Below are 11,714 nucleotides of genomic sequence, written 5' to 3' on the forward strand. Positions count from 1 at the left end.
ACACTGGTCCGACCTGGGAGAAACGCGCATGAGCACTGTGGCAGAAACCGAACTCGACAAAGCTGAAACGGCAGGCGCTCTGGCAGCGTCCGATGCGAGCGTACTCGCGCAAGCTTCACATGCCGACCACGAGCCAAGGCTTGATGGCGCCGAAGAAGGCGAAGGCGAGATCGAGCGTGAACTGAGTCAGATGGAAGCGGACGCCGACCGTCTGCAGAAAGAGGGTGTCATCTCGCCCGACGACGCCAACATGAAGCGCGCCGAAGTAGCGAAGACCCGCAAGGCGTTCCGCGATCTTCCTGCGAGCGAGCGTATCTCCATCATCAAGCGTCGCCGTGAGATCGGCCGGCAGTTGATGGAGCGTCAGCTTTCCGGCGCGGCAGTAGTGCCCGCGCAGGTGCGCCTGAATCACACACGCCTGAAGCCGCTGTTTGAGCAATGGTGGCCGTACCTTAACCGCATGAGCGTGAACATGCAGCGTTTCGGCGACTCGACATTCGGCGAGAGTGACAAGAACTCGGTCAACAGCTTCTTTGAAAAGCAGATCAAGTCGATCGAGGAGTATGTCGACGAGGCGTTGCGCGTGGCCGTGGGCTTTCGCGAGAAGAAGGAGGCCGAGCTTCGCGAGGGCGGCGAGTTCGTGTTCGAGCCGTCGATCCCGATGCCGGCGCTGGACATGACCGTCGAGGTGTATTCGCGTTTCTCGATGCGCGTTCTGTCGGCGATCATGAAGTTCGACAAGGTGATGGATCAGTTTGATTTCATGGTCTGGAACGGCATTCGTGACCAGTCTGACGTCGATGACGAAACGGTGCACTTCCTGAAGAAGGTGAACCCGCTGGGCGTTCGCGGTTACATGACGCACCTGCGGCTGATGACCACGGTCCGCGGCCTGTAAGGGGGCGACATGCTGGACGAACTCAATCCGCAGCAGCGGGAAGTCGCCCAGTTGCGCCAGAACTGCGTGGCGATTGCATGCCCCGGCGCGGGCAAGACAAAGACGATCGCCACCAAGGCCGCGCTACTCCTGCAGGAAGGGGCGGCGGTCGTTGGCGCGGTGACGTTCTCGAAGGATGCAGCGGTCGAGTTGCGTGAACGGATTCTGACGGTGGCAGGCAAGGCGGTGAAAAAGCGCCTGATCGCAGGCACTTTCCATTCACTCGCGTACAAGCAGCTTCAGCGTCCCGGCGGCCGCTCGCTCGACATTGCGAGCGATGGCGACAGACTGGGACTGCTGATCCGCGTCATGCAGGACCTTGGGCTTGAAGGAAAGGCCGAGGACGTCATCCCGACGATCGAGAAGATCAAGACGAATTTCGGCCGGTGCGATGTCAACAGCGCCGACGGCCAGTTGTACAGCGCCTATCAGGAAGCGCTGGCGCGCAACGGCAAGATCGATTTTCAGGACATGCTGCGGCTCGCCGTTGAGGGCATGCAGAACGGCACGATCCTGCCGTACCCGTTCGCCTACCTGCTGGTCGACGAGTTTCAGGACACTGACCCGCTGCAGTACCGCTGGATCGAGCTTCACGCAAAAGCCGGATCGGTCGTGACGGTCGTGGGCGACGACGATCAGAGCATCTACGCGTTCCGCGAGGCACTCGGCTATCGCGGCATGGAATCCTTCATCAAGGAATTCGAGGCGAAGCCGGTCGTGCTTGGGAGCAACTATCGGTGCCGCGCCGAGATCCTCGCGGCGGCTGACAGGGTGATTCGCAACAATCCTGACCGCATCCCCAAGGTCCTGCGGGCGGAAAAAGGCCTGGGCGGCCGGGTCGAGGCTTCGCGCCACGCCGACGAATACGTGGAAGCCGAGGCCGCCATCGAGGCGCTGGCGCCGCTGCTGCGCAATGGAAAAACCTGCGCGGTGCTCGCGCGCACTAACCGTATCCTTGACCCGCTCGAGGCGGTCTGCCGCTCGTATGGCGTCAAGTATCACCGCGCGTCAGGCGCATCGGTCCTCAATCGTCCTGAAGGCGCGCTGCTGTGCAATCTGCTGGAGATCATTGAGGGCGTGAAGGCGACCGGTCTTGACGCTGTACTGGCGCACTCTGGCCTTCATGCGGACCATCTTCGAGCGCTGCACGCAAGCATGGGCGCGGAACTCGTCCAGAAGCCGCGGGCGGAGCTCGTTGAACTCGGCATGCCAGAAGACGTAGCGACGAACTACCGCGAATTCATGAAGCGGCTTGCCGAGTGGCGCGGGCTCTGCGAGCGGAAGTTCTATTCGTTGGTGCTGTCAGGCGTGAACGAGTGGCTGCTCAAGTACACGAAAAAGGAAAACGGCATCCGCACCATTCAGGCGACCTATGACGTGCTCTCACGACTGAACGGCACCTTCGCCGAGCGGTTGCTGTTCCTGCGGCAGGACAACAACGAGCCCGCACCGGACGCGCTGGTCCTCACGACGATGCACAGTTCGAAGGGGCTTGAGTGGGATCACGTCTGGATCGCGCGGTCCGAAGACACCATCGTCCCCGACGCCAAATCCACCGAACCCGAAGAGCGGCGGCTGTTCTACGTCGCGATGACTCGCGCGCGCGAGACGCTGATGCTTTCCGGTACGGCTAAAAACTTCGCCTCACGATTTGTCGCTGAGGCGCAGATCGAGCAGCCCGCGCAAGCTGCCTGAAGGCGGCAACGCTCAACGGCGCGAAAGCACGTGCTACACCCATCCACCGTGGCCACGCCACCGATTTCGGAAGAAAGAGAAACAGCAATGATCAGAAAGTTTGCCACTCCCGCTGCCATGTCCATCGTCGTCGCGCTCGCAGCCTGCGGCTCTGCAAAGGATGCGAACAATGGCAATTTCGAGAAGGCGCTCAACGCCCACTTTGCAAGAGAGTGCATTCCGGTACAGCCGTTTGTGATGGCCGAAAACAACCGGCAGTACCCGCTGGTCGTCGCCCTGCAGCCAAAGCCGACGATCGCGAGCCTTGAGGTCGGAGTCGAGCAGAACAACGCGTCAGCGACCCGTCCGCTGGACGTGCTGGTCCATGCGGGCCTGCTGTCGGTCTCCGATGGGACAGCGAAGAAACGCGGCTGGCTCGGGGGCGAGTACACCGCGCCGACAAAGACTTATTCACTGACTGACGCCGGGAAAAAGGCGCTGGTGAGCCCCGACGAACTTACGATGTGCGCGGGCCACTACAAGGTCGACGAGGTAGCGCGCTTCTCCGAACCCAGCAATGCGCTTGGGCATACCATTTCCGAAGTCTCGTTCACGTTCAGTCCGGTCGACGTGCCGGCGTGGGCGAAAGACGACGGCGTCCGGAAGGTCTATGGGCTCAACGCGCGGATGGCTGACCACGCCAAGGGAACCCGGACTCTCGTGCTGGCCAGTGATGGCTGGATCGACTCAGCGGACTTCAGCAAGTGAGCTTCGGCGGCCGCGCGGTGCCGCGGCGACGCGCAAAGAAAAAGGCCCGCGCGAGGCGGACCTGAATCCATGATGGAGGACATGGAGGAGACGGCGTCAGTATAAACCCCAACCCAGTTTTTCTGCATGCGGGCGCTACGCTAGTCTGCAACGGGGTGAGAAGTCGGAGAAACGGCAAGACAGCCGAAAAAAGGGAGCCAGCGGTTCCTTTTCCTTTTCCCGCTTCGCTCAAATCGCTTCGCGGTGAAGGCTAAGCACGAGGCGGTAATGCGGATCCTTCATCGGCACTTCGACTGTCTGCGTCCCGTTTAACTCGACGGGTATGTCCGACGCAGCGTAGCCGTGTGTATCGACGACCTCTGATGCGCAGTCTGCATTCCCGGTCTTGCGCTTGCCGTCGAACGCGGTGTCGATCGCGGACACTGAGAGTTGAAGCTTATCGAGGTGAATGAGGACCGGCTTGATAAGCAGCGAGCGGCCAACGAAAACGCTTGATGGAACAAGCTCCTTACCTTCCGCTGTCGTTTGGCACGTCACGTAACCAACTTCTTGCCCGCTGCGGTGCAGGTAGGTCGAGACTCCGGCCCCATCGGCTACGATGTGTCGACCGCCGTCGATCACTTTTCCGTCTTTCTACCAGGTTACGTCGAGCGTCTGCGCGATCGGCGCCGCGTGTGCGCCGGCGATGAGGCCTGCAGCGATAGCCGTTGCGAAAAGTGCCTTGCGCATCAATTGCATCGTGGTTCTCCGTTTCAATGTGAGATAGGGCTGACCGTCATGTCCGCGAGGCATGCGGCTCCGGAATCGTTGAAGCAATGTGCTGCTCGAAAAAATCAGAGGCCAGCGTGAAGCGGCTCCGGTGCGGCGTGTTGTCGGACATTGCCTGCCGGTTGATGAAGCGGCCGTCGCTGAGCATGCAGAAGCAGAGCCCGTCGAAGGCGGCTTCCTGTGCTGCGGCTTCCCAGTCGCGGGTGTGGTAACTCACGCTGGTTTTTGGAATGAGCGTTACGCCGCAGCGGCGGAACCGCCCGCGCGTTTGCGTGGCAACACGATAGCCAGCGTCACTGCGAGCCAGCTGCTAATCGCTACGCAAAAGAAACCGATTGCTGTGTTGCGCCAGACGCGGCGCGCTGTGTTTTCCAGGTCCGCGTGGGTCTGCGCAAAGGTGGTTTGCGCGAGCTTGATCCTGTCCTGCAAAGCTTCGGACGAACTCAGGCCGTGTCTGGCCAGCAAAGCCGATGCATCCGTAGGTGGAAGGATACGGATGTCCCCAGCGAGCTGGGCGAGCCGCACGACATCAATTTCGATGAGCGAGGCTCTAACCATGGCCGAGCCGTTATCGACATAGGCCGAAACCATACTTACCACCGTTAGGGGCATAGCTATCGAAACGGCTACCGCAGCCCACTTTATTAAATCGCGCAACTTCATTGGTTTTTACCTTTATGCAGCCTGGAAAGTGTCGTCGGTTTTAGGCCTTCGCGCGCGAGAATTCGGTCACGTTCGATTCCGCGCGCTCTGGCGCGGCCGCAGCCCGGTCTGTGGCAGTAAGCTCCGGATTCGCGCTCTCGCTGGTTGCCGGTTCCACCGTCAGCATGCGCGCCACGCGCTTGAGCGTGCCGTTGAGCGCTGCTCGGGGTCCGAGACGGATCGTGCCGCAGTACATGATGTCGCCCGAGACGTGTCCGTTGATTTCCAGCGTGCCGCGAGCATGGACGTTGCCGTCGACGCGTCCGTCGATGCGCACGTGGTCGCCCTGGACATTGCCTTTGATCAGGCCACCGTCGCCGACGTGCAGCAGGCCTTGCGTGGAAATGAGACCTCCGTCGAGCAGGCCGAAATAGCTGATGCCGTGATCGACGATCAGGTCGCCGCTGATTGTGCAGCCGGCGGATACGAGGGTGATCGAAAGTTCGTTTTTCATGTCATGGCTTCCCTAGAACATCTTCACTTCGGCAGGCGCGGCGCGGCTTTCGGCGGCCGGTCTGGCGTCTGAACCGGACTCTGCGTTCTGCTCCACGCGAGGGCGCGAGATATGGCGGTGCGCAGCGCGGGCCGGTTTGGCTGCTTCGGCGGGCTGTACCGGCTGTACCGGCTGCGCCGGTTGTGCCGCTTGCGCCACCGGAGCGGGGGCTTGCGCCGCAGCCGCCGGCGGTTGCGTGACTTGTGCGGCCTGTGCGGACTGCGCTTTGGTCTGAGCCGCTGGTGCAGGTTTGGCAACGACAACAGCCTGAGCAGGCGCCGGCTCCGCCCGCGGCGTCGGCTGCGTTGCTGCGGCAGCCGTTTCACGGCTCGCGCCCACGCGATGGATCGGTGAAACGGCCGCGAGCTGTGCTTCGCTCGACAGCGCGGGCGCCGACGGCGACGTCACAGGCTGACCGGCGCGCGCCGGGGACTTCAGGGAGTTCCTGAACTGGTCGGCGGTGAGGCCGAGCGAACCGGCGGAAGCAAAGTCGCTGGCGCTCAGTGTGGGCGCGGCGCTGACCGGATGAGCGGGCGTGGCGTCGACTTCCTGAAACGCCGGCTTCTCTGTCGTTTGGGGCGACGCGTCCGACTTCTGTTCGGTCGCTGTTGAGACCGTCGACGCCGGGTGGTGACCCGCCTGAAAATTCCTGTAAAGCGACGCTGCGCCCATTCCGGCCATGGCGACCATGGCGGCAATGGCAAGTCCGATGGCAGCTTGTCTCGCACGTGGCGCCACGCCTGCCATGCGAGCATGAATCGCGCGCGATGGGTCGGATTCAGAATGATCGCCCGGCGCTGGCAATGCAGCGATCTGGCGGGGAAGGTCGATGACCATCGAATCTGGGGCGAACTGGGCGTGCAGTCGCTGGATCTCGCGAATGTCCATGAAGATGCCTCTTCTCGTTGTCTGGATTACAGCCTGCCCGATACCGCCCGATGTCAAGGATGAGCTCTACCGGCGGCGAACCAGCGGGGTTCAGTGGGTGTCGTCGTGGTCGGGAAGCAGTACGCCTTCCGGTGTGTACCGGTCGTTGTCCGGCATGCACAGGATGGGGATCTGCTTGATGCGCGCGGCTGCGGCGTCAAGCGCCGACTTGCGATCGTGTGCCATCACTGAGCGGCCAACGAGAGCTTCCATGGTCTTGCGGAAGAGCTGGTCGTAAATCGTGAGCAGTCGCACGAGGCGTCCCGACATCGGGTGTTTGATTTCGAGCGTCACGCGCTCCGGCTCAAGGCCGGTGCTGCGACCGTGCAGCTTGTTGGCCCAGACGAGTGCCTTGCGGAAAAACGTTTCTGCCGTGTGAAATTCCGCCTCCAGCGCGAGAAGCTTGCCGCCGCGCGCAACGGTCATCTTTGCCGCGCAGAAGTTGTAATCGGATCTCACGAAGGTGCGCGCGAAGTCCGAGTAGTACAGCAACTCGGTTTTGGCCAGCGTCTCGGGATGAATTCGCGCAAGGCGGTCATCGCTCGTCAGACGCTTGATGGGTCGCAGACCGCCCGCGCCCGTTTGGGCAGCAGGGGAAGGGGCAATCAGTCGTTCTGGGTCAGCCGCCTCGGGCTTTTCCGTTTCGAAGCCAGACATAACGTGTTCTCGGTGTATGTGTTCTCTCTCACATAAATTCTCACTGAACACTTAACCGTCAAGCAGGCAAAAGCTATATCAATTTCGTGAGCTTTAAGATGCTCCCTCGGGCAATTTGCCCGGATACTTCAATCCATTCCCCGCGTCTCTGACGCATCGACCTCGACTCCAAGCCCGGAGTCCATCTTCTTTCTCCAAGTCGTGCTCCTGAGCATGCTCCGACCGGATAGCTACCGGTGTGGAAATCTTCTTGTGCTGAGTCTGCCCGCTACAGACTCCCCAATTTCAGCTGTGATACTCGTACCTGGCCCGCATTCTTTGCGCCGGTACATCGTTCGAACCCAGGTTTTCGGGTGTTCTCTCTCCAGAGCCTGATCTGGGTAGAACGATCGAAGTTGGCTGATCCGTGATTCCTGCGGCGGAATGTATTTTCCGAAAAGGGCTGTTGCGCGGCGTGACCATGCTGCGCGAGGACGACTTTACGTCCTCTGACAGAGCGCACCGGTTTCCGGTGCCGCTCCCTGCTCGCCACGTCCCCAGAAGGGACGTGGCGCGTAGGTCACATCTATCCTGATTTCACGAAGCTCGCTCCCTTACCGGAGCGGGCTTTTTTTTCGTCCATCGATTCCTGGTGGGCTTTTCTCAACTGGAGGTGCTTATGTTGTTGCACGACCGCCTCAACGAACGCATTGCCGAGGCCATCAAGCTTCAGCTCGACAACGAGCGTAGCGCTTTGGACACCACGTCCGACGCATGGCGCAGCCGCTGTGAGGTCGCGAAGGTCGCGATGTTCAGCGATGCCGAGCGCTCCGTCTTTATCCACCATGTCAGCGAACGTCGCGGCAATGTCGCTGCCCGGGAGATGGAATCCCAGGCCAGCACGTTGCGTACGAACGCCATTTTTTTTCTCGCAAGGAAACCTTCATGAACGCAGTCGTCCAGATGTTCGACAACGCGCCTCGCAGTCTGGTCGAAGAGCGCGCAATCCGCCCGCCGGTCATCGGTAAGATCAGGCCTGGCATCAAGGTGCTTACGCGCGCTGCGCAGGGCAACCCGCAGGCCGTTGAGCTGTACAACGCGATGGTGGCCGCCGGCGACTCATATGAGACGATCGGAAAGGTCATTGAGACAAAACTCAAGCTGCGCAATGCGCTCATCCCGAGAAACGTCGCGCATTTCACTTGCAGACGATCCGACTTCTCAAACCCCGACACGGCCGACGAAATTCTTCGCCTCTATGGTGAGGATCGTGGCGATGGCGTCAAGCTACATCGTTTCCCAGTGATGTTTGCCTTTGACGACTGGCTGCGCAACGTGCCCAACCAGATGGCCGCTTACACAACGACCGGCCGCCAGTACTTCTCGGAATATGGTCGCGACGGCAAGCGCTACTGCAAGACCTATGCACCGGTCGAGCGCGACGAGCGTGCAAAACGGGTGCGGCGGTCTTTCGGTGGACGTCTTGTCATCCAGCGGCAGGACGACGACATTCCCGACGGCCTCTGCGATCCGCATGTGTGCCCGCAGTATCAGGACCGCAAATGCAATCTGAGCGCGAACTTCGTGTTCGCGATTCCCGATGTCAAGGGGCTTGGGCTGATCGAACTTCCGACGAATTCGATTTACGTCCTGCAGAAAGCGTATTCCGCCATGCAGACCGTCTCGCTCGCGCGAGGCAGGTTGACCGGCACGCGATTCTGGTTGTCAAAGAAGGAATTCGACATCACCCGCATTGACGACAACGGCCAGGCCGTACGTCAGAAGCAGATGTTGACCGTGCTCGATGCCGATATCGATCTCGGCGCGTTACTGGATGCAGGCGACGAGCCGCAACCGGCGCTTGATGCGGCGAACCGGGCGGTTGCCCTGATCGAAGCAGCAGGTAACGTCGAAGTGCTGCCGCAGACGTTTGGGGAAGCCGACGTTGGTGAACCTGAAACGGGCGGGCCGATGCATGGTGAAACTGACAGCGCCGGTGGTGCGGACGGTGAGGGTGGCGGCATGGCCGGGCACCCGGAGCCGGATGAAACCCTTGAAGACAAGCGTCACCGCATGTCGGATCTGCTGAACCGGCTCGGTATGAGTCAGCCGGATCGTCAGCAGGATTTCCGCAGATACGCGCACGTCACATTCGGGCGCGGCTGGGCGGAAAGATTGGCAGACGTCGATCAGATGAACGCCCGCCTTACAGCGGCGCTCGATGATCCCGTTGCGTTCGACGATGACATCAAACAGGCAAATAGCTACGTCTAACCCTGACCGGCCCCTTCGGGGCTGGTCATCCTTTTTCTTTCCTCGCGTACGAGAGCCCTTCAGCAAGCGGACTTGCTAAAGCGTTTTCGACCGCGCACATCTGCGCATCGAATTCTTCCGCCGCAACCGGCGGATCACTATCCTTTCTTGATGGAGCATCGATTTTATGTCGAAGAAGCTGGGTGCCCTCACGGGTTTGCAGCAGATGCGGTGCGGCGGATGTGGTGGTGACCTGTTCAAGGTCTTCACTGCCGATCGAACGCAGCGGATCGTTGTCCAGTGCCAGCAGTGCATGAGCACGTCGTTTATCGAACCCGAACCTGCGAAGCTGCAGATCGGTTGGGGCGAAGGCGACGGGTGCATGACCGTCTTCTAGGAGCTTTTACGATGCGCAGAATCGCGAACTTCACGCTGTTCTTCGGCGCTGACGACGCGTTTAGCAACTGGCACCCGTGCCGGTTCGCTTATCACGGTGTTGAGTTTTCGTCGGTAGAGCAGTTCATGATGTTTTCAAAGGCGAAGCTGTTTGGCGACGAGAAAGCATCTGCAGAAATTCTCAACGCGCGCTACCCGAAAGATCAGAAAGCGATCGGACGGACCGTCAAGGGTTTTGACCTTGCCACGTGGGAAGCGAAGCGCGAGGCGATTGTCTATGTCGGATGCCGGGAGAAGTTTGCCCAGAATCCGGGATTGCGCTCGCTGCTTCTGGCGACCGCGCCAACCGAGCTTGTTGAGGCCAGTCCTTACGACCGTATCTGGGGCGTAGGGCTGGGCGAGCGGGACCCGCTGATTCTTGATAAGGCGAACTGGCGTGGCACGAACCTGCTTGGCGTGACGCTGATGAAGGTTCGGGACACGCTGTCTCGCTGACCGCTTTTCGACCGCGCCGCATGGCGCGCTATCCATTGAGGCTGCCCCTGGGCGGCCTTTTTTCTTTTGAGGAGGCGACGTGAAAATCGCTCACATGTCTGACCTGCATTACTCGCCGGAAAACCTCGACGAGGCGGACCGTTGTTTCTCCTACGCTGTCGATGACGCGCTCAATCGTTGTATGGACGTTGCTGTCATCTCGGGTGACTCGACCGATCATCGGCTCGATGCTCACGCCCCGGCGCTCAACCTGTTAGCGAGAAACATCAACCGTCTGACGCTCGGTATGCCGGTTCTCATGCTGCAAGGCACGTTCTCGCACGAGCCGCCTGGCACGCTTCGCAACTTCGCGCTGATGGGAACCACTCACCCGGTTTTCATTGCCGAGCGCGTGCAGCAGGTCAGCCTGTTCGAGGGACGTTTCTTCGAATCGGCGGGCCCTGTCTTCAACGAAGAGGAACTGGCGAGCGTGCTCAAGCTTGGCGCCGATGTCGTGTTCACCTGTCTGCCCACGATCAACAAGGGGCAGCTGGCGGCCGCGGTCGGTGCGAAGAATGCCGCGACGGGGCTGGAAGCAGTACTCGGTGACTATCTGGCAGCAGCGGGGCGCATTAACAGGCAGCTTCGCGCGGCCGGCATCCGGACAGTCGGCGTTTCCCACGGCACGGTCAACGGTTGTACGACCGAACACCGCGTAACGATGGCGGGGTTCGATCACGAGTTCTCGTTGGGTGCGCTTTTCGAGGCCGAATGTGACGCGTTCATGCTGGGTCATATCCACAAGTCGCAGCAGTGGGACCGCGGCGGCCGCGTCGTAGCTTACGCAGGCTCGCCGGGGCGGTTTCACTACGGCGAGGAAGGCGATAAGGGCTATCTGGCATGGGACGTTGAGACGGGCGACGCGAGAGCGGTGCTTGTTCCAACGCCGGCGCGCCAGACGACCTGTATCGATTTCGACGGGCCTCCCGACATGGAGCGCCTTGCGGCCATGGCAGCAGATTCGAGCGACAAGTTCGTTCGCGTTCGTTGGCAGGTCGACGAGGAGCATCGGCAGTCGGTGGACCGCGAAGCGATCGAAGCGCTGTTTTCAGGTGCTGCGGGTCTGAAGGTCGAAGCGCGAATCCTGTCTGTGACGCGTTCACGATCGCAAGGCATCAGTCTTGAAGTTACCGTCGATCGAAAGATCGAGCGGTGGGCTGAGCATGCAAACGTGGAGGCGGCTCCAATCGTTGCGCGATTCCAGATGCTGGAGTCCGGCTACGCGGAGGCGATCGCTGCTGCCGTTCTCGCGGGGCTGACTGCTGACGAAAGTGAGAGCGCGATGTTGCTGCCACCGAAGCAGGCGACGGCACCTGGGGCCAGTGCGGTCGTGGATGTTGAAGTCCTCACGCAGGCTGTCGAGCCAACGCTGCCTGATGCGACGGTGGAAGTTGCGCCCGCATCACAGGTGTCGTGGCTCGAGGATGATCTTTTCGCAGCGTAGTTTGCTGCTCATATGCGGGGGAGGCCGGTAAGGCTCTCCCGCAGTGGAACAGAGCCCTGTTCCGATAGCGCCGCAGCTATCGAAACGAGGTTTCACCGCGTCTCAGACGCATCGATGTAGTCGTTGCTTCACCTTTCTCAGCAGTTCAATTCTTTCACCCTGGCGGGGAGCGATCCCTACCG

15 protein-coding genes are annotated in these 11,714 nt (G+C 60.8%); 9 read left to right on the top strand and 6 right to left on the bottom strand.

Going from position 1 to position 11,714, the window contains the following annotated elements:
• Positions 1–28 precede the first annotated feature (28 nt).
• The 3 genes from OKW39_RS21375 to OKW39_RS21385 all read left to right on the top strand — a co-directional run bounded on the left by OKW39_RS21375 (position 29) and on the right by OKW39_RS21385 (position 3,379).
• The gene (locus OKW39_RS21375) at positions 29–898 is read left to right on the top strand and encodes an ATPase (protein ID WP_090812846.1); all 870 of its coding nucleotides are present in this window, start codon (positions 29–31) and stop codon (positions 896–898) included.
• 9 nt (positions 899–907) lie between these two features.
• Positions 908–2,632 (top strand): ATP-dependent helicase, encoded by a 1,725-nt coding sequence (locus OKW39_RS21380; protein WP_090812847.1) that lies wholly within the window; start codon positions 908–910, stop codon positions 2,630–2,632.
• 87 nt (positions 2,633–2,719) lie between these two features.
• A complete protein-coding gene (locus tag OKW39_RS21385; RefSeq protein WP_429563558.1) occupies positions 2,720–3,379 on the top strand; it encodes a hypothetical protein in 660 nt (219 codons plus the stop codon).
• Positions 3,380–3,607: 228 nt separating this feature from the next.
• Here OKW39_RS21385 and OKW39_RS21390 read toward each other — a convergent pair whose 3' ends face one another.
• The 5 genes from OKW39_RS21390 to OKW39_RS21410 all read right to left on the bottom strand — a co-directional run bounded on the left by OKW39_RS21390 (position 3,608) and on the right by OKW39_RS21410 (position 6,032).
• The gene (locus tag OKW39_RS21390; RefSeq protein WP_429563559.1) at positions 3,608–4,000 is read right to left on the bottom strand and encodes a hypothetical protein; all 393 of its coding nucleotides are present in this window, start codon (positions 3,998–4,000) and stop codon (positions 3,608–3,610) included.
• A 154-nt stretch (positions 4,001–4,154) separates the two neighbouring features.
• A complete protein-coding gene (locus OKW39_RS21395; protein WP_429550992.1) occupies positions 4,155–4,364 on the bottom strand; it encodes a hypothetical protein in 210 nt (69 codons plus the stop codon).
• Between the two features lie 20 nt (positions 4,365–4,384).
• Complete coding sequence (locus tag OKW39_RS21400; protein WP_143037385.1) at positions 4,385–4,738, bottom strand: hypothetical protein; 354 nt, start codon at positions 4,736–4,738, stop codon at positions 4,385–4,387.
• A gap of 112 nt (positions 4,739–4,850) precedes the next feature.
• The gene (locus OKW39_RS21405; RefSeq protein ID WP_429550993.1) at positions 4,851–5,303 is read right to left on the bottom strand and encodes a bactofilin family protein; all 453 of its coding nucleotides are present in this window, start codon (positions 5,301–5,303) and stop codon (positions 4,851–4,853) included.
• A gap of 12 nt (positions 5,304–5,315) precedes the next feature.
• Positions 5,316–6,032 carry a hypothetical protein gene (locus OKW39_RS21410; protein WP_429563560.1) on the bottom strand — a complete coding sequence of 239 codons (717 nt, stop codon included), beginning with the start codon at positions 6,030–6,032 and terminating at the stop codon, positions 5,316–5,318.
• A 93-nt stretch (positions 6,033–6,125) separates the two neighbouring features.
• Between OKW39_RS21410 and OKW39_RS21415 the strand changes: the two genes are divergently transcribed.
• Positions 6,126–6,293, top strand: coding sequence for a hypothetical protein (locus OKW39_RS21415; protein WP_167368892.1), 168 nt, complete (start codon positions 6,126–6,128; stop codon positions 6,291–6,293).
• Between the two features lie 27 nt (positions 6,294–6,320).
• On the opposite strand, the gene OKW39_RS21420 is transcribed toward OKW39_RS21415, so the two are convergent.
• On the bottom strand, positions 6,321–6,977 hold the full coding sequence (locus OKW39_RS21420) for a DUF1845 domain-containing protein (protein WP_244145171.1): 657 nt from the start codon (positions 6,975–6,977) through the stop codon (positions 6,321–6,323).
• Between the two features lie 607 nt (positions 6,978–7,584).
• Here OKW39_RS21420 and OKW39_RS21425 point away from each other — a divergent pair.
• The 5 genes from OKW39_RS21425 to OKW39_RS21445 all read left to right on the top strand — a co-directional run bounded on the left by OKW39_RS21425 (position 7,585) and on the right by OKW39_RS21445 (position 11,532).
• Entirely contained in the window at positions 7,585–7,854 is a 270-nt protein-coding gene (locus tag OKW39_RS21425) for a DUF7696 family protein (protein WP_341809961.1), read from the top strand.
• Positions 7,851–9,179: a hypothetical protein gene (locus OKW39_RS21430; RefSeq protein ID WP_429563561.1), complete on the top strand. Its 1,329-nt coding sequence runs from the start codon at positions 7,851–7,853 to the stop codon at positions 9,177–9,179. The genes OKW39_RS21425 and OKW39_RS21430 overlap by 4 nt, the downstream gene beginning before the upstream one ends.
• A gap of 166 nt (positions 9,180–9,345) precedes the next feature.
• On the top strand, positions 9,346–9,555 hold the full coding sequence (locus tag OKW39_RS21435) for a hypothetical protein (protein ID WP_429563562.1): 210 nt from the start codon (positions 9,346–9,348) through the stop codon (positions 9,553–9,555).
• Positions 9,556–9,566: 11 nt separating this feature from the next.
• Positions 9,567–10,049 carry an NADAR family protein gene (locus OKW39_RS21440; RefSeq protein WP_090812858.1) on the top strand — a complete coding sequence of 161 codons (483 nt, stop codon included), beginning with the start codon at positions 9,567–9,569 and terminating at the stop codon, positions 10,047–10,049.
• Positions 10,050–10,128: 79 nt separating this feature from the next.
• Positions 10,129–11,532 carry a metallophosphoesterase family protein gene (locus OKW39_RS21445; RefSeq protein ID WP_429563563.1) on the top strand — a complete coding sequence of 468 codons (1,404 nt, stop codon included), beginning with the start codon at positions 10,129–10,131 and terminating at the stop codon, positions 11,530–11,532.
• The last annotated feature ends 182 nt before the right edge of the window (positions 11,533–11,714 follow it).

The organism is Paraburkholderia sp. MM6662-R1 (assembly GCF_050436245.1).
In the GTDB taxonomy this organism is placed as follows: Bacteria; Pseudomonadota; Gammaproteobacteria; order Burkholderiales; family Burkholderiaceae; genus Paraburkholderia; species Paraburkholderia tuberum.